General features: G+C 53.6%; 22 protein-coding genes. 4 read left to right on the top strand and 18 right to left on the bottom strand.

What is annotated here, in order from left to right; translation table 11 throughout:
• Nucleotides 1–55 precede the first annotated feature (55 nt).
• From PSTEL_RS05610 to PSTEL_RS05590, 5 genes are all read right to left on the bottom strand, one after another.
• Nucleotides 56–751: an ABC transporter permease gene (locus tag PSTEL_RS05610; protein WP_038694058.1), complete on the bottom strand. Its 696-nt coding sequence runs from the start codon at nucleotides 749–751 to the stop codon at nucleotides 56–58.
• The gene (locus PSTEL_RS05605) at nucleotides 723–1667 is read right to left on the bottom strand and encodes an ATP-binding cassette domain-containing protein (protein WP_038694057.1); all 945 of its coding nucleotides are present in this window, start codon (nucleotides 1665–1667) and stop codon (nucleotides 723–725) included. Before PSTEL_RS05605 ends, PSTEL_RS05610 begins: the two co-directional genes overlap by 29 nt.
• A 127-nt stretch (nucleotides 1668–1794) precedes the next feature.
• Nucleotides 1795–2751 carry a sensor histidine kinase gene (locus PSTEL_RS05600; protein ID WP_038694055.1) on the bottom strand — a complete coding sequence of 319 codons (957 nt, stop codon included), beginning with the start codon at nucleotides 2749–2751 and terminating at the stop codon, nucleotides 1795–1797.
• Nucleotides 2751–3455 carry a response regulator transcription factor gene (locus PSTEL_RS05595; protein WP_038694054.1) on the bottom strand — a complete coding sequence of 235 codons (705 nt, stop codon included), beginning with the start codon at nucleotides 3453–3455 and terminating at the stop codon, nucleotides 2751–2753. Before PSTEL_RS05595 ends, PSTEL_RS05600 begins: the two co-directional genes overlap by 1 nt.
• A gap of 193 nt (nucleotides 3456–3648) precedes the next feature.
• Entirely contained in the window at nucleotides 3649–4248 is a 600-nt protein-coding gene (locus PSTEL_RS05590) for a helix-turn-helix transcriptional regulator (RefSeq protein ID WP_038694053.1), read from the bottom strand.
• A gap of 105 nt (nucleotides 4249–4353) precedes the next feature.
• Between PSTEL_RS05590 and PSTEL_RS05585 the strand changes: the two genes are divergently transcribed.
• The gene (locus PSTEL_RS05585) at nucleotides 4354–5283 is read left to right on the top strand and encodes a DMT family transporter (RefSeq protein ID WP_038694051.1); all 930 of its coding nucleotides are present in this window, start codon (nucleotides 4354–4356) and stop codon (nucleotides 5281–5283) included.
• Nucleotides 5284–5441: 158 nt separating this feature from the next.
• Nucleotides 5442–5918, top strand: coding sequence for a DinB family protein (locus PSTEL_RS05580; protein WP_038694050.1), 477 nt, complete (start codon nucleotides 5442–5444; stop codon nucleotides 5916–5918).
• A 196-nt stretch (nucleotides 5919–6114) separates the two neighbouring features.
• On the opposite strand, the gene nikC is transcribed toward PSTEL_RS05580, so the two are convergent.
• The 8 genes from nikC to PSTEL_RS05540 form a co-directional block, all read right to left on the bottom strand.
• On the bottom strand, nucleotides 6115–7008 hold the full coding sequence (nikC, locus tag PSTEL_RS05575) for a nickel transporter permease (RefSeq protein ID WP_038694048.1): 894 nt from the start codon (nucleotides 7006–7008) through the stop codon (nucleotides 6115–6117).
• A gap of 12 nt (nucleotides 7009–7020) precedes the next feature.
• Nucleotides 7021–8025: an ABC transporter permease gene (locus PSTEL_RS05570; protein ID WP_038694046.1), complete on the bottom strand. Its 1005-nt coding sequence runs from the start codon at nucleotides 8023–8025 to the stop codon at nucleotides 7021–7023.
• Nucleotides 8026–8102: 77 nt separating this feature from the next.
• Nucleotides 8103–9767, bottom strand: coding sequence for an ABC transporter substrate-binding protein (locus PSTEL_RS05565; protein ID WP_038694044.1), 1665 nt, complete (start codon nucleotides 9765–9767; stop codon nucleotides 8103–8105).
• A 106-nt stretch (nucleotides 9768–9873) separates the two neighbouring features.
• The gene (locus tag PSTEL_RS05560; protein ID WP_038694043.1) at nucleotides 9874–10863 is read right to left on the bottom strand and encodes an ABC transporter ATP-binding protein; all 990 of its coding nucleotides are present in this window, start codon (nucleotides 10861–10863) and stop codon (nucleotides 9874–9876) included.
• Nucleotides 10860–11849 carry an ABC transporter ATP-binding protein gene (locus tag PSTEL_RS05555; RefSeq protein WP_038694041.1) on the bottom strand — a complete coding sequence of 330 codons (990 nt, stop codon included), beginning with the start codon at nucleotides 11847–11849 and terminating at the stop codon, nucleotides 10860–10862. Before PSTEL_RS05555 ends, PSTEL_RS05560 begins: the two co-directional genes overlap by 4 nt.
• 285 nt (nucleotides 11850–12134) lie before the next feature.
• Entirely contained in the window at nucleotides 12135–13064 is a 930-nt protein-coding gene (locus PSTEL_RS05550; protein ID WP_038694039.1) for a helix-turn-helix transcriptional regulator, read from the bottom strand.
• 185 nt (nucleotides 13065–13249) lie between these two features.
• Nucleotides 13250–13978 carry a hypothetical protein gene (locus tag PSTEL_RS05545; protein ID WP_038694037.1) on the bottom strand — a complete coding sequence of 243 codons (729 nt, stop codon included), beginning with the start codon at nucleotides 13976–13978 and terminating at the stop codon, nucleotides 13250–13252.
• A 145-nt stretch (nucleotides 13979–14123) separates the two neighbouring features.
• Nucleotides 14124–14828, bottom strand: coding sequence for a M50 family metallopeptidase (locus PSTEL_RS05540; protein WP_038694036.1), 705 nt, complete (start codon nucleotides 14826–14828; stop codon nucleotides 14124–14126).
• Between the two features lie 146 nt (nucleotides 14829–14974).
• Here PSTEL_RS05540 and PSTEL_RS05535 point away from each other — a divergent pair, with 146 nt between their 5' ends.
• Both PSTEL_RS05535 and PSTEL_RS05530 read left to right on the top strand, forming a co-directional pair.
• Nucleotides 14975–15421 carry a hypothetical protein gene (locus PSTEL_RS05535; protein WP_052098213.1) on the top strand — a complete coding sequence of 149 codons (447 nt, stop codon included), beginning with the start codon at nucleotides 14975–14977 and terminating at the stop codon, nucleotides 15419–15421.
• 76 nt (nucleotides 15422–15497) lie between these two features.
• Entirely contained in the window at nucleotides 15498–16202 is a 705-nt protein-coding gene (locus PSTEL_RS05530) for an AIM24 family protein (RefSeq protein WP_245625090.1), read from the top strand.
• 97 nt (nucleotides 16203–16299) lie between these two features.
• Here the strand turns inward: PSTEL_RS05530 and PSTEL_RS05525 are convergent, their stop codons facing one another.
• The 5 genes from PSTEL_RS05525 to PSTEL_RS05505 form a co-directional block, all read right to left on the bottom strand.
• Nucleotides 16300–16743 carry a Dps family protein gene (locus tag PSTEL_RS05525; RefSeq protein ID WP_038700198.1) on the bottom strand — a complete coding sequence of 148 codons (444 nt, stop codon included), beginning with the start codon at nucleotides 16741–16743 and terminating at the stop codon, nucleotides 16300–16302.
• 183 nt (nucleotides 16744–16926) lie between these two features.
• Complete coding sequence (locus PSTEL_RS05520; protein WP_038694034.1) at nucleotides 16927–18375, bottom strand: potassium/proton antiporter; 1449 nt, start codon at nucleotides 18373–18375, stop codon at nucleotides 16927–16929.
• A gap of 250 nt (nucleotides 18376–18625) precedes the next feature.
• Complete coding sequence (locus PSTEL_RS05515; RefSeq protein ID WP_038692958.1) at nucleotides 18626–20077, bottom strand: IS1182 family transposase; 1452 nt, start codon at nucleotides 20075–20077, stop codon at nucleotides 18626–18628.
• Nucleotides 20078–20247: 170 nt separating this feature from the next.
• Nucleotides 20248–22908 (bottom strand): discoidin domain-containing protein, encoded by a 2661-nt coding sequence (locus PSTEL_RS05510; RefSeq protein ID WP_038694032.1) that lies wholly within the window; start codon nucleotides 22906–22908, stop codon nucleotides 20248–20250.
• Between the two features lie 55 nt (nucleotides 22909–22963).
• The gene (locus PSTEL_RS05505) at nucleotides 22964–24562 is read right to left on the bottom strand and encodes a glycosyl hydrolase (protein ID WP_052098211.1); all 1599 of its coding nucleotides are present in this window, start codon (nucleotides 24560–24562) and stop codon (nucleotides 22964–22966) included.
• Nucleotides 24563–24615 lie beyond the last annotated feature (53 nt).

Raw genomic sequence — 24615 nt, 5'->3', positions numbered from 1 at the left:
TCAAGCGAAGCCTTTTTAAACATTGGATAACCTTATAACTTCTCTGCTGCAAAGTCTATCCGACATCCATCTGATCCACATTCCGGAAGCTAAGATACGTAATCAGGATGCCCAGCCCGGCCAGGGACAGGGGGATTGCGATGATGGAACTGAGTGTGAAGCCCATATTGTTGGAGCAGACGATCATGACGATGAAGATCGAGGATGCAACCGTAGCAGCCACCGATTTGCGGCGCAGTCCGATAACAAGCGGGAGCAGGCTCATGCCTGCGGCGCCTAATGCCTGCATCAGCACATTGCCTTCATGAATGAAGAGGTCATGGCGGGTGAGACGGTCCGGCAAATAGCCCATGTAGGAATCAATGGCGAGGAACAGCGCATCGATTAGCAGATTGGCGATCACGATATTCAGGAAGCACCAGAGAAACACGATGATCAACTTGGCAAAAATCAGCTTTTTGCGGCTAATCGGGTATGTGAACAGCAGGGCCATCGTCTTGTCCTTATATTCGCTGATAATCAGCTTGGACAGAAGCGCAGAGGCATAAATAATGAAGGTGGCCCGAACCATGATCTCAATCACCTGCAGCAATTCGCCCTGATCCTTGAACGCAGGGTCCGCCAGATTGTTGCCATCTACAAAATAAATAAGCGATATCATGCCGACAATAGCCGCCCAGGCGATCAGCGAGCCCCAGGTGTAGCCAGCGGCGCGCCCTTTTTTAAACTCCAGTCCGATGAGATGCAGCATGCTCTCCGCCTCCTTTGATCATCTCGAAGAAATATTCCTCCAGCGTGTGATGACGACGATTGATCGATTCGATCGGGACATCGTTCAGCACGAGTTCTTTGGATAATGCTTCCTGGGAAACCGAGTTGTCATAGACGCGCAGCGTCCGGTCGCCGAGCTGTTTAAAGCTGCTGATCCCGAGATTGTCGACAAGTACGAATGCGGCCTGGGTGACATTTGAGGTAACGATCTCCACGAACTCCGTCGTCGAAGCCCGCACGCTGTCCAGCGACACTTCCCGGAGCAGCCGCCCCTGGTCCAGAACGCCGACGGTATCGGCCACCTGCTCGATTTCGGACAGCAGATGGCTCGAGATCAGAATCGTCATGCCCCATTCGTCGCGCAGCCTGCGGAACAGCCCCCGCATAAGCTGAATTCCCTCCGGGTCCAGGCCGTTAATCGGTTCGTCCAGAATAAGCAGCTCGGGTCTCGTCGAAATGGCTCTTGCAATCCCCAGCCGCTGCTTCATCCCGAGGGAGAACTGCTTCACCGGTTTATTCTCTACCCCGACCAGCCTGACCATCGACAGCGCTTCAGAGACCGCCTGCTTGTTGTAATATCCCATATACTCGCAGTGAAGCCCGAGATTCTCTTCGGCGGTCAGCTTCTCATAGAACACGGGCGTCTCGATCAGGTGGCCGATCCGCTTCAAATACTCGGTCGAACCGGCCAGCACAGTCTGTCCGAACAGCTCAACCTCGCCGCCGGTCGGTCTGACCAGACCGAGCAGCATTTTCATCAATGTTGACTTGCCTGCTCCGTTGGGTCCGAGAAATCCGTAGATTTCGCCGCTCTTCACATTCATATTTACGCTCGTTATCACATCCGACGTGCCGAAGCTTTTGCACAGCATATGTGTCCGGATGACGTTCGCCATTATTCTTCACTCCCCGCTTGATTTGAACCTGTTCTCATCTTATAAAGGAACTCTTTCGTTTCTATGTCGCAAATCTTACTTATTTCTTAATTCGCGCATTAAGTTCTTCTTCATTCCTTTCCGCTGTTCACTTCGCCGGAGATGAGGGGAATTGAAGCCTGAAGCACGTATATCTGCCGGGCTCGCTGTCCACGGAGATGCTGCCGCCAAGCCGCTCCGTCAGCCTCTTGGCAATGGCGAGTCCCAGGCCGCTTCCCTGTATGCTGCGGCTGCGGGAATCGTCCACGGTATACATCCGTTCAAATACCAGAGCTTGATCAGCATGGGCGATTCCTTGCCCCCGGTCTGCAACCTCGATTGTAATGCGGCTGTCATCATGGATCAGAGACAATTCCAAATAGCCTCCATCCAAGCCGTAACGCACTGCGTTAGAGAGCAGATTGTCGAGGATTCTCGACAAAGCCTCTTCATTGGCGTACATCCATGCCGGTTCTTCAGGCAGGTTGATTTCGACCCGGGCCCCCTGCTCGTTGAGAAGATCGAAGTACGCCAATATCTGACGGCGGCATACCTCGCAGGCATCCACCCTGCTTAACGGCAGGTCATAATCATCAGCTTCCAGCCTCGACAAATCGAAGAAGGCGTTAATCCGTTCATGCACCTCAACGGTTTTCCGGTACACCTGTCCCAGCATTCTTTGCCGCTCCTCCTGTGGCAGTTCGGGACTGCGGTCCAGAACCTCCGCATATCCCATGATGACCGTAAGCGGCGTCTTCAGGTCATGGGACACGTTGGAGAGCATCCTGCGCATCGCCTGCTCCGTTCTGGCATAGTCCGCCGCCGACTGCCTGGCACGGTCTACCAGGGCATTAACCGACCGCAGCAGCTCCCGAAGCTCCGGGTCCGCCGTGACCGCCAGCAGCCGCTCCTGTCCCAGCGGCTGCCCGGGAGCGGTCCATGCGTTCAGCTTGCCATTGATGTAGGCAAGCTCCTTCCGGGTCCTGAGGCCCCTTAGGCGCTCCCGGACCCACAGGAGCAGGAGCGCCGCCGTGACAAGCAGCCACAGCCACCATAAACCGGCCATTACACTTCCCCCAATCGGTAACCGATCCCCCAGAGTGTCACCACATAGCGGGGGCTCGAGGGATCGTCCTCGATTTTCTCTCTCAGTCGCCGCATATGTACATTGATCAAATTCTCGTCTCCGTAATATTCATCATTCCATACCAACTGGTAGAGCATCGCTTTGGTATAGACCCGGGTAGGATGCTGCACCAGAAGCTTCAGAATCTGAAACTCCTTCGCTGTCAGCTTGATCTCCTCGCCCCGCTTCCGCACCATGAAGCTGTCCGGGTCCACGGTCAACTCCCCTGCGGTCAGCAGCCCCGCCGCCGGGCTGGCCGCAGCCTCCGGCACGGAATATTGCGTCGCCCTTCGAATGGAGGCTTCGATGCGTGCGGACAGCTCGATTAGCGAGAACGGCTTGGCGATATAGTCATCTGCCCCGAAACGCAGGCCCAGCGCCTTATCCACTTCATTGTCCTTGGCCGACACGATCAGAATGGGGACCCGGCTGATTGACCGGATCTGCTGCAGGATGTCTAGTCCGCTTCTTCCGGGCAGCATCAGATCGAGCAGCACAAGATCATAGGCATCCGACTGAAACTGCGCCAGCGCCTCGTTCCCGTCCTCAACAATCCGGGAGCAGTAGTCCTCTTTGGCCATATAGTCCGAGACCATGCCGCCAATTCCGGCATCGTCCTCAATAATCAGCAGCTTCCCCTTCATGCTTATTATCTCCTTTGCACATGGACAGCCGTCTCCGGCGGGAGCGCCCCCTTTGGAAACGGCTGCATTATGTTCTACTTTAAGGGAGCGGGGATCATTCTACAACAAGAATTCGAAGCGCCTCTCCCCCGGCAAGCTGTTCGTGTTCCCATAGTTCCTATCCTCATGCTTCCTATTCTCATGCTTCCTATTCTCACTCCGGCTTCAGCCGCTTCCGGTAGGCAAGCGGTGTTGTCTTCGCCGATTGGCGAAACCGTTCAATATAATTGCTCGTGCTGCTGAATCCGTTCAGATAGGCCACTTCCGTTACACTGAGGTCACTCTGCCGCAGCATCAGCTTGCTTTTTTGCAGCCGGTAATCCGTCACATAGTTCATCGGGGTCGTCTTGAGCATCCGCTTGAAATACCGGCAGCACTCGGACCGGCTAAGGGCGCCGGCTGCTGCAATTGCCTCCAGCGTCACCTTATCCGCATAATGGGCATGAATCCAGTCCAGCATCTCCTTCATCCGGACGCTCTTCAGCTGCTCCGCCTGATCGTATTCCGGCTCCAGACCGTTCATGATCAGATTTCGCCATATCTCCGTCAACCGGCAGGAGGCTTGCAGCTCGTAGAACGGCGGCTCCCCTTTTACAATAAGCACAAATTGAACTTCCTCATGCCAGTGAAGCGGCACATATCCCTGAACATGACTCCGTATTTCCGTCTGATAGCAAGCCATCGGAAGCAGGGCTGTGTGATGATCAGTCAGCTCCCTGAGATCCTTTCCGATTCCGAACTGTTTGATCTGCATGCCGCTTCACCTCAATATTCCGATATTTTTGAATTCGATTTGCGTATTATCAGCCGTAAACTGCATTTATTATATCAGTATTACGATATTTTTGAGGTGAAGTAAGTGAAGAAGCATTCGCGAAAAGGACTGCTGCTCGTCACGACAGGCGCCATCTGCTGGGGCGTATCCGGTACGGCAGCCAATAAACTGTTCACGCTGGGGACCCTCGATGTGAACGGACTCGTAGAGGTCCGTCTGCTGGCGGCGGGGATTCTGCTTCTGGCCATCCAGTCTCTGCGCCCGCGCCGCCGGCAAATTCTGGGGATCTGGCGGGACGGCGGAAGCGCTCTGCGGCTGATTATATTCGGTCTCATCGGCATGCTCGGCGTTCAATACACCTACATGGCGTCGATTCGCCACGGCAATGCCGCCGTCGCGACGCTGCTGCAGTATTTGGCCCCCGTTATGATCATTGTGTATGCCGTATTGAGAAGGCGCGCGCGATTGACCGGCCGGGACCTGCTGACCGTGCCGCTCGCCCTGGGAGGAACCTTTCTGCTTCTGACGGGCGGCTCCTTCTCAGGTCTTGCCGTCTCTTCGACCGCAGTTGTGTGGGGTATACTGTCCGGCTTGGCGGCAGCCTTTTACACCTTGTATGCCGTGCCTCTTCTGAAGCGCTATGATTCACTGGTCGTGGTGGGCTGGTCCATGCTGATCGGCGGCCTCGCATTAACCCCCATTCATCCTCCCTGGAAAATGGATCTGCTCCTCATGCCGCAGGAGTCCTGGCTGATCTTAAGCTTCATCATCCTCTTCGGGACGATGATCGCCTTCTGGTTCTACATTGAGAGTCTGAACTCGCTGTCTCCGAAGGAGACCAGTCTGCTGGGCTGTCTCGAGCCTCTGTCCGCTGTTGTGACAACGGTCTTTTGGCTGAAGGCGCCCTTCGGCATCTTCCAGTGGTTCGGCGCAGTCTGCATTATCGGAATGATTGTCATCCTGGCCTTTGGCGGGGACCAATCCTCCGGACAGGAGAATAAACAGGCTGCATGAAGCGCCCCCCTTTTCTCCAAAGACGTTTCAAGAAGTCAATCATCTGGCTGCTGACTTCAAAGCAAAACAATAATAAATGCCCCATTTTTTCCAATAAATTTCAGTTAGGATAGGATTAGTAAAAAAATACCCCTACCATCTCATAAAGGAGGAGAACGATGCAAGATTATTTGTTTGACCAATTGCGTTTTGTGCGTCAGGTAACCCTTCATATCACTCAAGATATTGACGAGAGCCAAGCGGATCTCATACCGGAGGGATATCATAATAATATCCGGTGGAATCTGGGACATATTTATTTGGTTCAGGAACAATTCGCCTTTTACCATGCCGGGGAACCGATGCAGATTCCGGACGGGTACCGGGAATTATTCGGATCGGGAACCCGCCCTTCGGGTCAGACGCTGTCCCCACCCGCATTAACCGAGCTTCGCCAGCTCTTAAGCGAGCAGCCTGACCGAATCAGAGAAAGACTCGATAACCGGCTGGATGAAGTGGTCAGGAACCCGCTAACCATCCATTCCTTATCCTTGAGAACAGTCCGTGAGTTTCTGACCCTCAACTTGTACCATGAAGGCCAGCACGGACAAGCTATAAAGTCATTAAAGAAACGGGCTGAAGCCGTCGCCCGGTAGTAGATCAGAGAGAACGAAGACTTAACCCGGTTTGGCAAGGATAAACGCCTGACGGCGTCCTTTTGGCGCCGTGCGTTTACCGAGAAATAGAAGACCTATTGTAAGCAACAACTTATAATGTCTTATATTTTAAAAAAGTAAAAGGCCCGGCTCTCCATTGTGAGAAGCCGGGCTCTTGCATGCAAGCAGCGGTCATTCAGTTCTTCATCCGGGGGTCCAACACATCGCGCAGTCCGTCCCCCATCAGGTTGAAGCCAAGCACAGTCAGCATGATGGACAGGCCGGGGAACACCACTGTCCAGGGAGCTTTCTGAATGAACTGGCGGGAATCGGACAGCATCTTGCCCCATTCCGGCTCAGGAGGCTGCGCACCGAGTCCGAGGAAGCCGAGCGCCGCCGCCTCGATGATCGCGGTAGCGATGCCGAGCGTGCCCTGCACGATAATCGGCGTCAGGCTGTTCGGCAGAATATGGGTCAGCAAAATCCGGGTATTCTTCATCCCGATTGCCCGGGCTGCGGTAATATACTCCTCCGATTTCAGGCTGAGCACCTTCGCACGGACGAGCCGCCCGTAGGTCGGTACGTTGACAATAGCGATCGCGTAGAGAGCGTTCTGCAGCGACGGTCCGAGAATCGCAACAATGGCGATGGCCAACAGAATGCTCGGGAACGCCAGCAGAATGTCGAACAGGCGGGAGATCAGCATATCGATCCATTTGCCATAGAAGCCCGCCAGCACACCAAGAATCGTACCGATAATAATGGAGCCGATTACCGAGAAGAAGCCTACCCAGAGAGAGATGCGGGCCCCGTAAATAATCCGGGTGAACATATCCCGCCCAAGATCGTCCGTGCCGAACCAGTGGTCGGCGGATGGCGCCTTCAGCCGGTCCATCAGTACTTGTTCCTTGTAATCGTAAGGCGCGATCAGCGGCGCCAACAGCGCAATGATAATGAAGAACAGGATGATGCCGAGCCCCAGCATCGCCGTTTTGTTCCTGCGGAATGCCTTCCATGCGTCGCGCCAGGGACTGGAGGCCTTTTCAGCGGGAGCCGCTTCGGGGTTCAGGTTGAATGATACCTGTGACAAAAGGGTTCCTCCTTACTTATATTGAATGCGCGGATCGATGGAGGCGTACAGCAGATCCACAAGCAGGTTAATGATGACGAAGATGAATGCGATGATCAGAATGCCGGATTGGATGACCGGGTAATCGCGCGAACTGATCGCTTCAAATATATACCGCCCCACCCCCGGCCAGGCGAAGATCGTCTCGGTTAGTACGGCCCCGCCGAGCAGCGCCCCCGTCTGCAGTCCGATAACGGTCAGCACAGGAATCAGCGCATTCTTGAGCGCATGCTTGTAGACGACAAGGAACTGCGACATCCCCTTGGCTCTGGCTGTGCGGATATAGTCGGAATTCATGACCTCCAGCATGCTGGAGCGCGTCATCCGGGCGATAATCGCCATCGGAATCGTGCCGAGCGCGATGCCCGGAAGGATGAGATGCTTGATTACGGTCCACAGCTGATCCCAGCGTCCCGCCAAAATACTGTCGATAACGTACAGATTCGTTATGCTCTCAACCGGATCGCGCTGGTTCATCCGGCCGATGGACGGCAGCCAGTGCAGCTTCAGCGCGAACACAAGCTGCTCCATGAGTCCCAGCCAGAATATCGGCATGGACACGCCGATCAGCGCGATAATCATCGCCGCATAGTCGAACCATGAGTTCTGCTTCCATGCGCTCAATATACCGGCATTCACCCCTACGATAGTGGCGAACAGCATGGCGGACACGGTCAGCTCAAGCGTTGCGGCCAGGTAGGGCATAATCTCTTTGGCGATCGGAGTCTTCGTGCGGATCGAGGTGCCCAGATCGCCCTTAAGCAGATCGCCCATGTAATCGACATATTGGGTGATCCAGGGCTTGTCGAGACCGAGCTGTTCCCGGAGCGCCTGCTTGGACTGCTCCGTCGCCTTCTGCCCCAGAATCGTCTCCGCCGGGTCGCCCGGGATGGCATGGATGATCGAGAATACGATGATCGTCATCCCGATCAGCACGGGAATCAGCACCATGATGCGTTTAAATAAGTAGGAACTCAAGGACAAATCACCTTCCTTACACAGGCTTACCGCCGCAAACTGCGCGGCGGCAAGGCGTTTGTGCTATGCAGCTATAGCTATTCGAAGTAAATGTCGCTGTAATATTCCGTGCCGGTCGGTCCCGGTACATAGCCCTTCAGGTTAGCCTTCGCTGCAAGCAGCGGAGTCGTATGCACGAGCGGAATCCACGGGGCGTCTTCCTTGATGATAACCTGGGCCTGCTTGTAGAGATCGGCGCGTTTGTTCTGGTCGGTCTCCTTCTGTGCTTCAACGAGAATCTTGTGCAGGTCCTCATTCACGTAGAAGCTCCGGTTGTTGCCCGGGATCGTATCCTTGTCAAGCAGCGTGTAAATGAAGTTGTCGGGGTCGCCGTTGTCGCCCGTCCAGCCAAGCATATAAATGTCATCCTTCTCACCGGCTTTCGTGTCGTCCAGGTAGGTCGCCCATTCCGGAGATTCGATGACGGTCTTCACGCCGATCTTCTCCCAATCGGCCTGGATCGCTTCGGCCACCTTCTTGCCGTCAGGCATATAAGGACGGGATACCGGCATCGCATACAGGGTTACCGTATCCGGAAGTCCGTTCGGATAGCCGGCTTCTACCAGCAGCTGCTTCGCCTTATCCAGGTTGTACTCATAATCCTTGACCTGGTCGTTATAGCCCCACAGTGAAGGCGGCATCGGGTTGACGGCCGGCTGGGCCTGTCCCGCGAAGAATGCGTCAATGATCGCCTGCTTGTTGACGGCATAGTTCAGCGCCTGTCTGACCTTAACGTTGTCGAATGGCTTCTTCTTGAAGTTGAAGCCAAGGTAAGCGACGTTAAACGGCGGACGCTCGATCTTCTGCAAATCCGTGTTGCTCTCGAGCGTGGACAGATCGTCCGGGCTCAGGTCTTCCATCAGGTCGATCTCGCCGTTCTGCAGCGCATTGAAGCGGGCGGAGTTGTCCGGAATGGAACGGACAATGACCTTGTTCAGCTTCGGAAGGCCTTCCTTCCAGTAGTTCGGGTTCTTGTCGAGGGTAATGGAATCGTTATGCTTCCATTCCTTGAAGACGAATGGGCCCGTTCCGACCGGCTCATTCTTGAAGTTCTCTTTCTTCTCCTTGATCGCAGTCGGGCTGCCGATGCCGAACGAGGTCATGGCCAGGTTCTGCAGGAACGGAGCCTGAGGCTGGTTCAGCGTGAACTGAACAGTCAGATCGTCAACGGCTTTCACTTCCTTAATAACGCGGGAGCCGTCCGGTCCGAACATGGAATCATAATAATCGAAGGAATCCCCCTCGAATTTGTAAGGGCTCTTCGGATCGCTCCAGCGCTCGAAGTTAAAGACTACCGCTTCGGCATTGAAGTCCGTGCCGTCATGGAACTTCACGTTCGGATGCAGCTTGAAGGTGTAAGTCAGGCCGTCCTGAGAGACCTCCCAGCTATCCGCCAGGGAAGGCTCGACTTCCGATGTTCCCGGCTTGTACTCCAGCAGTGAATCAAATACCTGGTGGCCGATCTTCAGCGACTCGCCATCGGTAACGATCGCGGGATCGAGCGAAGCGGAGTCGCCCCCGCGTCCCACGATCAGCGTGTCCTGCGTGGACGCCGTAGTTGCCGCAGTCGCCGCGGCCGTACTGGCCGGCGCACTCGAAGCGCTGCCTTCCGTCGTTGAGCTTCCGTTGTTGCCGCCGCAGCCGCTAAGCACAAGTCCCGCGCCCAGAGTCAACATCAATGCCAAACTTCCCCATTTTTTCATGTTTTGTGAAGCTCCTTTCTCCCCTAGAAATTGATTGGCGTTTATATGGAGCCGCCATATAGAGTAGCGCGGCCATAAACCTTATCCAGATCAGCCCTTCTCCCTCTCAAGCCAGCTGCGTCTGTGTCTCTCCATACAGATAACAGGCGGTCAAATGGCCCGCTTCCGTCTCCGTGAGCTGCGGACGGACATTGCGGCATATATCCATGGCATGCGGACAGCGCGTATGAAAAGCGCAGCCGACCGGCGCGTTGGCAGGGCTCGGAACCTCGCCCTGCAGGATGACGCGCTCCTTGCGCAGATCCGGATCGGGCTCCGGAACCGCCGAGAGCAGCGCCTGTGTATAGGGATGCTGCGGATTGGCGTACAGCATCTCCTTGTCTGTGATCTCCACGATTCGGCCCAAATACATGACCGCCACCCGGTCGCAAATATGCTTGACCACGCTGAGATCATGCGCGATAAATATGTAGGTCAGACCGAATTCCCGCTGCAGATCCTGCATCAGATTGATGACCTGGGACTGGATCGACACATCCAGCGCCGAGACGGGCTCGTCGGCTATAATCAGCTTCGGCTGGAGGGCGAGTGCCCGGGCAATGCCGATCCGCTGCCGCTGTCCCCCCGAGAACTGATGAGGATACCGCTGGAGATGAGCCTTCGACAGGCCCACGACATCGGCGAGCCGGCTGACCGCGGCTTTTCGCTCCCGGGCATTCCCTGCACCGTGAACGATCATCGGCTCCTCCAGAATGCGCTCCACCGTATTGCGTGGATCAAGCGAGGAAAAGGGGTCCTGGAATACGATCTGCATCTCCCGGCGGCGCTTGCGCATCTCCTCCAGCGACAGCTTCGTGATGTCCTGGCCCTCGAAGTACACTTCCCCGGCCGTCGGCTCGATCAGCCGGAGCAGGGACCTGCCTGTCGTCGATTTACCGCAGCCGCTTTCGCCCACTAGGCCGAAGGTTTCGCCGCTGCGGACCGCGAACGAAATATCGTCAACCGCTTTGACATAGCCCTGCGTCCGGTTCAGAAACCCTTTCTTGATCGGGTAGTATTTCTTGAGTCCTTTCACTTCCAGCAAATGTTCGCTCATACCGCATCCTCCCGGTCGCTTTCATGCAGCCAGCAGCGGCTGCTGTGCCGATCATCCTGAAGCGTAAGCTCAGGCAGACTCCGCCGGCAAATATCCATAACATGCGGACAGCGCGGCGCGAACCGGCAGCCCTGCATGTTGGTGCTGAGGATCGGCACATTGCCCGGTATGGAGTAGAGCCGCTCCCGGGTCTCGTCCATTCTTGGCACCGACGCGATCAGCCCCTGGGTATAGGGATGCAGCGGGTTCTTGAAAATATCCCGCACCGGTCCTTCCTCCACCACCTTGCCGGCATACATGACGGCGACCCGGTGGCACATTTCTGCTACAACACCTAAATCGTGAGTGATCATCATAACAGCGGTTCCCTGCTCTTCGTTAAGACGGCGGATCAGGTCGAGGATCTGGGCCTGGATTGTCACATCCAGCGCAGTCGTCGGCTCATCCGCGATCAGCAGCTCGGGATTGCAGGAGATCGACATGGCGATCATGACCCGCTGGCGCATCCCCCCGGACAGCTGATGGGGATATTCATCGATAATGGACTCCGGTCTTGGAATGCCGACCTTTCGCAGCATATCGACGGCATGCTCCCGCGCTTCCTTCTTGGAGATCCCCTGGTGCAAACGCACCGTCTCGATAATCTGCTGGCCTACGGTAAAAAGCGGATTGAGCGAAGTCATCGGTTCCTGGAAAATCATCGAGACCGCGTTGCCCCGGATCTTCCGCATTTCTCTTTCCTTCATCGGGACAATATCCCGGCCCTTGAACAGAATCCGCCCGTCCACAATGCGTCCCGGCGGATTCGGGACCAGCTTGAGTACCGACAGCGAGGTGACGCTCTTCCCGCAGCCAGATTCCCCCACCACTCCAAGCACCTCGCCAGGGTTGATATACAGATCGACACCATCGACGGCGGGCACTTCGCCTTTTTCCGTAAAAAAGTGAGTGTGTAAATTCTCTATTTTCAAAATAGGCTGGACCACAGAAACTTACCTCTTTTCCGGTAAAATTGAACAAGGGTCAAATGTATAGGAAAAAAATACTCCCTGTACCACAGAGAGTATGGCGATCTGACATTTGATAGAGCATTAACCTGACATCATACGAAAGAGATACCGCTTTAAACGGGCAAAGATGTTATATAACTTGACTTTACACCAGATCAGCATTTCCTACAAGACCAAATTTCGGTAGAGTAGGAAACTGTATCGATCCTGGCGCTTTTTTTCACAATCTCTATCAGCCGAGAATCTCTCTCCCTCCGTGCTCTATTGATAGAGGGACAGCCAATTCTCAAGCTCGTAACGGAACGCTTCCCGGTAATGGACGGGCTCCAGAATCTCCGCTTCGTCTTTGAATCGCCTCACCCATTCCATAAACTCCCGATCGCGCTCCAGCGGGACTTCAAAGCTCGCCACCCGGCTCAACGATTCAATTTTGACAGGCTTTACGGCGTAACCCCCTACTCCAACTTCCCTCAATGCTTCTTCAGAGAAGCGCACCTTGAACTCCAGTCTGAGGCTGTCTTCCTCCATCGACCATTTCCGTTTGATAAACGTAGTCAGATCGAATCCATCCTTGGAGAAGCCTTGATCCAGCAAGCAGACATGACTCAGACAGCGGGTGCGGAACGTGCGGATCTTGCCGCGGCGGTGACAGTAGCCCACCAGATGATACCGGTTCTCCAGCGAGATCAGATGGTATGGGTCGATGATAAGCTCGGCTTCCTCTTCGGTATTGTCGCTGTAATCAGCCCGGATCCTTCTTCCCTTCAAAATAGCATTCAACAGAGGAACGAGCTGATCCGTAAGACCTGCCTGCCTTTGGACGCTCTCCACCTTCTCTTCCCGTTCCGCCCTGTATTTATATTCGGCGGCCATCACTTTCTCATATGCACTCAGGAATCCGTCGGGTAGATGCGGCTTGATCTCTTCAAAGGACCCGCTGAGCTGCGAGAACGCCGAAGCTTCCTCGGGAGACCAGTCAAGCGGATACAGCGCAAAATTGCCGATAAATGCATACCCTTTCCCATGCCCCAGATGGGTGATCGGAATATGCATGGCGCTCAAGGCATCCATATCCCGATAGATCGTTCTTTCGCTTGTGCCGCATCGGTCGGCCAACTCCCGTGCGAGGATGCCAGGCTTGGCCTGCACGAGCGTAATTATGCGCATCAGACGAATTAACCGGTCTGTCATGTTAACTTCTCCTTGCCACCCTTTAGTAAAATAGATATATAGAAGCATAGTCCAGATATGCAATAACGCAAAAACAAATTCCATATAATGGCTTATTTTATAGAACTATTTTACTATTTTATCACATGGACCGATTGATTTCCTTAATTAAGCATAGAAAAATATGTATATATACCTACATAAAATTAGGAATATTTACCTACAATCCTTTCATCTTTCACTATGCAATCCCGGTCTTTGTTCACATCCCGCTCTAGAAACAATTCGCGATCGCTCTGCATATAGAGAGACTGTGCCTCCCGTGCAAGCTCATTGTCGCCTGTCCGTATCCCAAGCAGCAACAGCTTGTCCCCATGGCGCCGGAGCAGCTCCTTCGCGGCAGTCTTCTGCCCAGAGGCATACAGCTCCGACGCTTTATCGATCACTTCTTCCGTCCGAAGCAGCTCCAGATGCTTCTCTACATAAAAAGAGGAAGCCGCGTTCAGGTAACCGGTATGACGGGTGTATTCAAGCGTAAGCTTCTGAACCGGCATCTCCCGGCAGCGTTCTCCCTGACGACGGCTATACCGCCACTGCAGCCATAGCGTCTCATGATGCCCGGGCTCACGGGAATCCAGCATGAATTCAAAGGCCAGGCATTTGCTCTGCCCGGCGCGGATATCGCCAAGCGAAAGCACAAGCCCCCTTTCTCCTCCGGTTACGGAACGGCAGCCCTGAAGTCCTGTCAGGGATACATGAGGTTCCGGCCAGATTCGAAGCTCAACGCTGCGGGCGGTAATCCGCTGGCTTTTCTTACCTCCCGCTCCCTGCTGAACGGCCCCCTTCCATTCAACAAGCAGAACGTTCTTCTGCGGTTTTCCCGAAAAAACACAATCTCGGCTCCAGATGTAAGCCGGCTGTATGCTGGACGGCATTATTTCCACCTCTTTCTTTTTCTGGGTCTTCTATATAATGTACCAATAATGGCGGACAACTCCTTGTCAGGGAATGTATGTTCGGTTTAATAAAATCGACAAAAAAAGAGCCGATTCGCAAATATGCATCGGCCCTATGCCATCCCTACTCTTTTTCCACGAATTCTGTCTGTCTCGGCCTCCCCAGCGATCTCGATGATTGAAAGAAAGCGCCCAGTGCCCATTTGGCGCAAATCAGCGCGAAGGCCAGAAACAGAACGGCCCATATCACGGTGGGGATACCTGTCAGATGTGCCAGGTTGGTTGCATCGCCCGCACTTGCCGGAGAGCCGGCGGCTGCGAACACCAGGTAGAGCGCTCCGACGACAGATTCCTCCAGCGTTAAGAAAGATAGCAGCAAATAATAGAACGTACGAATTCCATTGCCCGCCAGCAGCATGATCATATTCAGGCAGGCGAACCCGGTCAGCCACAGCATGCCAAAGCTTCCCCTCACATAGAGAGCCAGCATGACCACCGCAACAGCCGTTGAAAGTATGAGTCCCCAATCTTTGCGTCCTTTCACATAAAACCAGAACAGCAGGAGCGCGAACAATGAAGCGGACGTATAGCCCGCCAGAGCGACCAGGACAGACCTGAACCCCGCTTGTATGGCCGAGTAGGTTACGCCGCTGTGATCGGTGTACAGCTCGATGCGCAGCACCCGTCCCGACAGCAGCAGCGTAACGACCGCATGGCCAAATTCATGGATCATCGTATCCAGATTGCGAAACAGGCTGGAAAATGGAATCCAGCGGGTCAAGAACACCGACCCGATCAGAAACAAGATGGTTTTTAGCCAATTGTTCAGAAATATCAGCTCCTTCTCTCGCCCACAGTATACGCTAACCTGCCGTTCATCTCAATGAACAGCTGCCCTGTCGCCGAATGTCGGAAGCTGTCTGTCTGGCGTGGTATAATGGGTATTAATCATCATTATGACAGGCGGTGCCCATTATGAACAATAAGCTTTTTTTGATTATACCGCGTCTGCTGACCGCCTTGCTGCTGGCAGCGGGCTTGCTCTTCTCCCTTCCGGCAACACCTGCCCATGCGAATGTATTCAACGACATGTATAAGGGGCTCGAACAGTTCTCTGAGCTTCCGGGCCAGATGAGCGAGCTTAAAGACAGCTATCAACAGACGGTAAATGAACTGGAGCAGACCAAGAGTCAGCTTGAGGATTACCGAAACGAGAATGTGACCCTCCAGGAGAAGAACCAGCAGCTGACCAAGATGCTTGATGAGCTCCGTGACGAACGGACCGCCCGCGAGCGCTATATCCGGCGGCTGAAGATAACGGCCCTGACGGGTCTGGGACTGGTTGTGGGTTATTTTATCCTGATCCGCGTGATCCGCTTCAGCATGCGCAGCCGGTCCGGGCGGAGGGATCAGTGGCGATGAATCTCCGGATTGCAGACCTGGGAGGGTCGCCGCTTGCTGGACAGACTATACATGTGAAGGGAGAATGAGCGGCACGGTGAATATAGAGAACCATTTCTCGGACGACGATTCCGGAGGACAAGCGGTGTCCTTCTTACTTGAGGAGAACGAGCGGATTCATCTGCTGCATCCGCAGCAGATCATCGCCTATCAGGGCCCGTCAAGCGGACGTGCTGACCGCCTGATGGATCTGAAGGGGATGTACCGGAAGAAGAAGCTGATCCGGGCGGACATGACGGGACCGTGCCGCTTCACAGCGGCGCTTCCTCCCGGCTACCGGATCAAGAGCATTACGCTGAATGGAGACGACGACCTGCTCTATGATTTCAAGCATCTCTTCTATTATTCGGAAGGAATCTCCATGCAGACCCGGATTCTCAGTATGAAGAACATGGTGGTGACCCGGGATGTTGTCAAAATCAAATTCTCGGGAAAAGGCAGCTTCGGCCTCCTCACGGAAGGAACGGTATGCGAAGCGGCTCTGGACCCGGTCAAACCGTTGTATGTCGATGCCGGCAGCGTGATCGCCTACCCGGAGAACGCCAGCCTGGAGCTGACCGTCTATGGGAATCATCTGGCAAGCCAGCATATGAGCTATCAATGGAAGATGACGGGCAGCGGACCGGTTCTCTTTCAGGCCGGACGGCAGAATCGGCGCTTCGAGCAGGAGATTCGGGAAGACGGCCTTCTGAAGCGTTTTCTTCGCGAGGTGCTGCCTTTCGGCGGCGTTATCATCAAGTAGACTCTCAGCCACCAAAAATGGCCGATGTCCGTTAACAGTGACGGATATCGGCCATTTACCGCCTAATTAAGCGCGGACTAATCCATGTTCGGGTTAATTATCCAAGAAAAGCGCTCAACATCCAGACATGCTTCTCGAGCGTGCTGCGGATTCCGATCAGCAGGTCGGCAGTAGGTTGGTCGCCGGATTCTTCGGCCAGCCCGATCAGAGCCTTCGATTCTTCTACAAGGACTCCGAAATCCTTCACAAGAGCCGCTACCATGTCCTTAGCGCTTTCGCCACCGGTGGCTTCCTGCAGGCTGGACAGCGCCAGATATTCCTTGATCGTTGCAGCCGGCTTGCCTCCGATTGCGAGCAGGCGCTCTGCCAGCTCATCCACATAACCAGCCGCTTCATTGTAGAATTCCTCAAATTTCTCATGCAGTGTAAAGAACTGCGGGCCGGTTACAAACCAATGGTAATTATGAAGCTTGATGCCAAGCAGTGTCCAGTTGGCGGTTTGACGGTTCAGCGCAGCATGCAACTCGGTTTGGCTTTTCAGATCTGTACTCATATTTGTTTCCTCCCGGCTTCTAAAAATTTAATATTAATATTTAGACTTGATCTAAATCTATATTTAGATTATCATACTTTTCGCCATAATGCAATCCTTTAACAATCTTTGTTGCTGCACATCTTATCATACCCGGTTGTCCCAAAACTATGTTTTCCGTCACATATCCGGCTATCCCGATTCCGGCACCCGGAATAAAGCCTTCATCTCCTCACGCTTCGATTTCGGGCTGAGCACATACAGCACATCTCCAGGCTCAATTACCGTGTAGCCATGCGGTGTAACGATCTTGTCATCCCGGATGATGGCGGTGAACAGGATTTCATCGGACAGCTGCATTTCGGATATCCGCATGCCGGCAATCGGCATATCCGGCTGGATGCTGACATGGTTGAACTCGGCGTCGGTCCTCCCGAGCGCAACCAGCTCCATCAGCGTCGGGGCCTCCGTTCGTCCGCTCGTCAGCTTCAGTCTTGCGGCCAGCGGCGAGATGGTGGTCCCCTGGATGACAGCCGAGGTCAGCACAACAAAAAAGACGACGTTAAAAAACAGCCTGCCGTTCTCAAGATTCGATAATAGCGGATAGGTGGCCAGCACGATCGGCACCGCGCCACGCAGTCCCGCCCACGCGATCAGCGTCTTCTCCGCGCCGGTAAACTTGAAGAACAGCAGGGACAGGAACACCGCTACCGGCCGGGCCGCGATCATCAAAATGACGGACAGAAGCAGGCCCTGAAAGGCGATATGCGTCAGCTCCTGCGGGAAGACCAGCAGACCGAGCAGAATAAACATGAAGATCTGCATCATCCAGGCAAAGCCGTGGTTGAAATTCATGATCGTCCGGTGATAGACGATTTCGGAGTTGCCGAGCACAAGCCCCATCACATAAACAGCCAGCAGCCCGCTGCTGTGGAGCAGGGCGGCAGAGCCATAAGTTAGGACAGCGAACCCGACGGTCATGACGGGATACAGCCCGGTGGAGTCCAGGTTGATTTTATTGATCAAATAAACAGCGATCCTCCCCACCAGGAGACCCACGAGCAGTCCGACTGCCATTTCCCAGACGAAGGACAGCATAAGACTCCAAATGCCCGTCTCCGGGGATTCAATCCACTCGATCAGGGATACGGTAAGAAACACCGCCATCGGATCGTTGCTGCCCGACTCCGCCTCCAGCGTCGAAGTCAGACGCTTATCGATATTTTTGCCCCCCAGGACCGAGAATACCGCAGCCGCATCCGTTGATCCCACAATCGCGCCGAACAGCAGCCCCTCCTCCCAGGAGACGCCGAGAATATAGGTCGCCGCTAAGCCGACTACTCCCGTCGTCACAAGAACGCCCAGGGTGGACAAGACCAGCGAAGGGCCGATCACCGGCTTGATGTCCTTAAAGCTTGTCTGCATGCCTCCTTCAAACAAAATGATGACAAGAGCAAAGATGCCGGCAAGCTGCGTGAGAGCCACATTGTCGTAATAGATGAAACGGCTCAGGATCATTCCGGCGGCGATAAACAATACCAGCGAAGGCATGCCGAAGCGCGAGGAGAACTTGGTGGACAGCACCCCGATCAGCAGCAGTGCGGCAAGCAGCATAATAACGGAATCGGCTAGATGGGTCATTGGCCAGGTTCACACCCTTTCCTGTTCTTCTCTCTATTTACCCTGAAATTCCCGGCTCCGCGACAATCTGTTCTGTAGCATTTCCGGATTTCCTCTCTTTAGCAATGAAAAAAAGAACCCCCGATACAAGAGGCCGCTGAAGAACTTACAGTTTTTCAATCTTGGTGAGAAGTGAATACGTAAAAAAGACATCCATTCCCAGTATATGGGGGAGGGTGTCTTCTTTTTAGGGGCGTATTGCTCCTTATCCTTACTCTGCTATCTTTAATATTCGTTTTAGGTTTACAGCAAATATGGCCATCGCACCTTGTAACTGCATGCCAAGCAGACCCGAGGATATCGCTACATCATACCCGTGTCCATGTTTAAGCTCACTGTTCTTCGCTTCAATTTTGTAACGTTCCTTCGCTTTTGTCTTAAAATACTCCGTTTCCTGGAACGCCATCTGCTCCGTGTGCTCTTCAGATTTAATCGTTACGGAGTAGGTCTTGCTCTTGGCTCCTTCTTTGTAGCAGCCTTCCCTAAGCGGGCAACGCTTGCATTGATCCACATCAAAATAATAGGTAGTCTGCTGGTTTTGGCCCTCGCCCTTCTTGCCTTGCCGAGCCTTCCGAATGGCCATGTGTCCAGCTGGACATACGTACATGCCTGCATCTTTGTTGAACAAAAATTCGTCTTCTTTCTTTCGCGCGCCCTGCGTAATGAGCGGATTTAGTTTGGAAACCAGTTCAATTTCATTTGTTTTCGTGTAAGCAATATTTCCTTTTTCTGAATAGGCTGTATCCCCAATCACCGTTTTGACCTGCATGCCAGCCGCTACGCTCTTTTCGATGAGCGTCTGCAATTGCTTGCCGTCATTCTGTTCGCCTGTTGTAATTACAGCCGCTGTAATGATCCGTTCTTCGGTCATCGCAAGATGAGTTTTGTATCCAAAAAACGCGGAATCTGCACTCTTATGTCCCACGCGCGCATCCGGATCTGCCGCCAAACGAAGCTGCTCAACATCATCCGCAACCGTTTCTTTTAGCAGGTTGAGCGGCTCCAGAATTTTGGGCACCTGTGCAATGCCGCTCTCGTTTTCGATGAAGTGGACGAGTTTTTGGCAGTATGTAAGTTCATCCTCGAGTTCGCTCGTCGTATTCTTTGCCGGCATCTTGGCCTTGGCCGATTCATCCATGGTATACACGGCTTTTCGTAATTTACGTGCACGGTCTTGCAAAATTTCTTGGGGCGTTTTTTGGTTGTAGCGTGCTTTCGTATGCGTTGCGTCGACGATGATGGAGTTGCTCTTCAGGATATTCTGCTCGATGGCAAGTTCTACGGTCTTACCAATGAGCATGTCCAAGAGATTCATGTCTTTCAACCGCAGTTTACGGAATTTCGTCAGAGAACTGGGGTCGATTACCGAGTCTTCTGGTGCCATGCCAAGAAAAAATTTGAACGAGAGGTCGTACTTTGAACGCTCAACAATATCTACGTCAGACAATTCAAAGATTGCCTTCAGAAGCAAGTATTTAAACATGCGAATAGGGTCAATGGCGTTGCGTCCATTGTCCAAGCAGTATTTCTTTTCGAGTTCCTCGTATATGAAAGTGAAGTCCACCAAATCGTTAATTTGACGAAGCATATTGTCCTTTGGTACAACGATGTCATACAATGCCGCGTAAGGACTCAGGATTAAAGTTTGTTGTTGCCGTATCATCCGCACTCACCCGCTTTTCGTTATGACTCCATTATACAGAAAAAGGTACAGCCTCTTCAATTTAATTGAAAGACTGTACCTTTTTCTATGAGATGGACTTTTTCAGTGGCCTCCGATACAAAGGGTTCTTTTCGGCCATGCCTCTAGGATCGACCGTATATTCCGCGCCTCTAATCCCTTGAGTAGATTTCGAGGTCGTGAACGGACCAGTAGTTGCCACCGTAGCCGGTCTGCACCACCTTCACATAGCGGGCTTTCACCTTGGAGAAGGAGTACAGATACTGATCCTTTTTCCCTTTGCCGGTGAAAACCTGATTCCAGCTCTTCCCGTCAGTCGATACATAGATAGCCAGCCCTCTGGGATAATCGTATTCCGACCGGGAGCTGTCGAGCAATACTGCCTCAATGCTGTGCTCGGTTCCCATATCGACCTGAAGGCTCTCGCCGGAGGTCATGTTCTTTCCCGTATCCCAGCGTGAGCTTAGCTCATTGTCGATGGCGGCCCAAGGATTCGATGAATTATTCGTCATGTTGCTTGAGATCGTCCAGCCGGTCCGGTCCAGCGGCACAAGCCCGGTGGCGGTAATCTGGGCTTCCTTAGACAGCGCTTTCTTCCCGGTAACCCGGACCGCGTACCGGTATACGACGCCCTCCTTAACAGCCCGGTCAACGAAGCTTGTCGCTTCGAGACCGGACTCGATGGTCTTCAGTTCTCCCTGGCCCTCCGCCCGCAGCACATCATAGCTTGTGCCGGGGGCTTCATGCCAGTTCAAGCGTACAGCGGTTCCTCTGATCGCAGTCGCAGTCAGATTGTCCGGCGCCTTGTCGCCTACCTCCGTGGAGGGCTGAAGAATATATTGGACTGCTTCACCAGGTGCAAGCGTCTCGGTAAAGGTCAGCTCGGGCGATGCCTTGAGGCCGGTCACGTAGCTGCGGGCTTCTTCATACGTGTCCCCGTTGCCAAAGCGTTCTCCTTCATATACCGTCTGCTTCGGCATCGTCACCTTCACACTAACCTTCTGCGTCGTGTTCTCGAAATTCACGAGATTGACCAGCACCTTGTTCGAGGTCGCTCCCGAGCCGGGCAAAGGCTCCAGCTTGGAAGTATCTACCGGACGGATATAGACCATTTTATCGGCCAGTTCGTCTTTGTTGAGCAGGTTATAGGTGAGCGGCGCTCCATGCGTGGCATAGGCCGTGCTCAACCGGCGCATAATGCTAACACGGGAATCCTCGTCCTGCTTCGTATAATAAATCTCCGTCTTAGCCGGATCATGAGTTCTCAGATTGATGTCCTTAAATTGAAACAGGCTGTAATTGTAGAAGAAAGCGGCATGCTGCACGAACATATCCGCATATCCGATATGAGCTCTCATGATCCGGTCAAAAATGGCGGCAGTCGATTCCTTCGCCCCGTAATGCCAATCATCCGTATGCGCATCCGAGGTGCCGAACTCGGTCACCAGCATTTTCTTGGGCAGCCCGTCTTCGGCTCCGCGGAAAGTCTTCAAATTCTCGGTGAAGCTTCCTCCGTCTTTGGCGGCGAATGATCCGCCGTATGAATGGCCGTTCGTCAGATCGGTGATGTTCTCCAGTTCAAGCCGCTGGGCGGGATCGCGCTCCCAGCCGTCCGGGCTCCCGCACTGCTGGACGGTTCCCGTCTGGTTCCCGCAGCGGCGGATTTTATATTCAGCCGCATAGGCCCAGCCCGGTGCAACGGTCAGAAGATGCGGGGCGATCTTCTTGCCTTCCGTATTAAGCCATTTGGCCACCGCCAGATTGACGGCCTTGGAGCGGTTGAACAGCCCCGGCTCGTTGTCAACTTCGGCATACTGGATGTAAGAACCGTACTTCTTGAAGTAATCGGTAAGCTTCTTCTTGGCACTGTCCGGAAGGCTGCCATCCGGGTTCAGCTTGATGTCTCCGGTGTACAGATACAGCGCAACGGCCTGCATATTGTATTCCGCGAGCGTCTTGTAATAATTCTCCATATCGGAATTGGAATTGCCGACATTGCTGGGACCGCCTGTACGCATGATATTGCCGCTGTATGCCACACCTAGCCACTTCATTATGTATGGCAGATGAGCGGTAGCGCCTGTGTCGTAATAAAACTGCTTGTTGGCCAGCATGGTTCCGGTGTTAACATAATTGCCGTGAATAGGCTCCTTGATTGGCGAACTCAGGGAGGCCAGACTAAGCTCATCCCAGGTCCACCGGGTATACTGATCCTCTTCGCTTGAGGCATATTCGGAACGGGCCGCCAGCAGCCTGAGGGTATTCTCCCCGGTCTTCAACTGCTCCTTCGGAATGTACAACTCATAGGTCTTCCTGAACGAGTACTCGACTCCCGTCCCTCCTACACCCGCTATCTGAATGATGCCCGACAGCTCGCGGTTGGAGAAGACCGCCAGTTGGGGAACCGACTGGTTGGCATCCAGGATGCGAACCGTGAAGAGGACGCCATTCTGCGGGATTTTGCTCAGATTATAGGTGATCGTCAGTTCCGGATTGGATTTGCCATTAAGGCCCGAGGGCAGCTGCTTCAGCTGCGACGCGCTTAGTGTCTTCGCGTTAAGGCTGACTGACTCTTTGGCTGACGTAGTGAATGTCTTGGCAGAGAATTCTTCCGCCGAATCGTTCTGTGCGCCCAGCTTCCAGATTACATTGGCTTCGGAAACATCATAGGCACTGTCGTTGACTGCGGAGCCGGTTTCGTTTTCCGTTGCTTCATTTTTCCCCAGAAATGACACGGACAGCAGAAATAAGATGATTAGTCCTGAAAACTTGAGAAGTTCGGATAAAGGTCGACTTGGTTTCGATTCTCTCATTCACTGTCCTCACTTTCAATAGGAAGTCTGGAGCCCGGTTACATAAGAAGCCCCGTTACTCGGGGAGAAACAGCGCCTTCTTTGGAATAACTTCCTCCTGCCCACCCGGAACTTTCCAGAGCAGCTTGACATTAGCCTTTCCTTTGCTCTCGAAGTATTCCACCCGAATGGCATGATACGTGTTTCCCTTGAGTTTCACGGTAGCCGTCCGGACGACGTCGTTCTGCAGAACCCAGCTCTTGATGATCGGCTTGCCGTCGATCCACAAGCGTACGCCGTCATCCGCCACCAGCTTGAACGTGTAGGTCCCCGTTGCCGGAGCTTTGATTCGCCCTGTCCATAGGACAGAGAAATAGTCATCCGGCAGTTCTTTAACCGGTGAACCTTTCTTCCAGGCAAAATTGATCGGTCCGTCCGTCCGTGTATAGACGGGGTCCCCCTCCAGGAAGCGGTTATTGAAATATTCGCCCTTGAGACCGTTAGTGCCGCCGCTGCTCCCACTGCTGATATTATTGCTGATATTGCTCTTGCCCGTGCTGGTGCTCCCTTGCTTAACCTTGACGAAGTCCTCTCTCGACAGCGTGTAGCCCGACTTCATGAAGCTGCTGATCTTCTGTGTGCTGTTATTCTCGGTCAGCATCTTCCCCCAGGTCATCACGTAGACCCATTGGCTTTGCGTCTTGGCCAACTGCTGCGGGTCCGGCAGCTCGCCGCTTTCTCCAATGGCAATCGGTTTGCCGTCCGCTAGCTTGAGCAGCTTGTCATAATAGGACTGCTGATAATCGTTGTCATAGATGTCGGCCGCCAGTACATCGACTTTATCCGCTCCCGGATAGTAATCCCCATAAGGCCCCGAGTTGCTGTTGGGCACATTGGGATTCCATACCCATATCAAGTTGTTTAATTTATGTTTACCCACAAAACGGTCGTACATGATATCCCAGAGCGCAGAAAAATTATTTTTTTGCCCCCACCAGAACCAGCCGCCGTTCATTTCGTGGTAAGGCCGCCACAGCACAGGAACGCCGGCGTCCTGGAGCATTTTTAAATATACCGCCACTTGGTCCAGATCCGCTATGAGCTGATTATACTCGGCAGTTCCGGGCGTAACATAGGCGTTAAACTGATCCTGGCTGATCCATTTGGAGACATTGGACCAGTCGGGAGAGGTGCCGGGAAGATACTCATGGAATGTCATGGCGACGATTCCGCCGCCTTTATACCAATTAATGGCGCTCTGGACTACACCCTGGCGCTGCTTATTGATCATGTCTGCACTCTGGCCGCTTATGGGGCCGAGCTCATATCCGTGGAGGATCGCATATTGGCCTGTAAGCTTCTTCAGCTTGTTCATCTGATCGTCCGGAGCCTCCAAATAATCATGCTGGCCCGAGATCAGTCCCTTGCCGCTCTGGTCATACAGGTACTGAAGCAGCTCCCGGGCTTCCTGGGTGGCATTCGGATTAACGGGAGATTGCGCAGTTCTCGTGATCGTGCCTGTTGTCACCCCGGATGTAGGCGCAGATTGAAGCGAATCCATTTCTCTCGTCACCGTCTCCTCCAGATTGTCGCCGGAACTCCAGGGACGCAGGGATGCAAGCAAAAATAGACATAGCACGGCAGCAATTATTCGATACTTGCGGGGAATGTTCAATGTGATCTTCCTTTCTTAGCATATCTGCCACCGGAAGGTTCTCATCAAAATCC

The sequence above is a fragment of the Paenibacillus stellifer genome, assembly GCF_000758685.1.
GTDB lineage: Bacteria > Bacillota > Bacilli > Paenibacillales > Paenibacillaceae > Paenibacillus_AQ > Paenibacillus_AQ stellifer.
The sequence above is the reverse complement of the archived record's forward strand: the minus strand, read 5'-3'. Positions and strand labels throughout refer to the sequence as shown.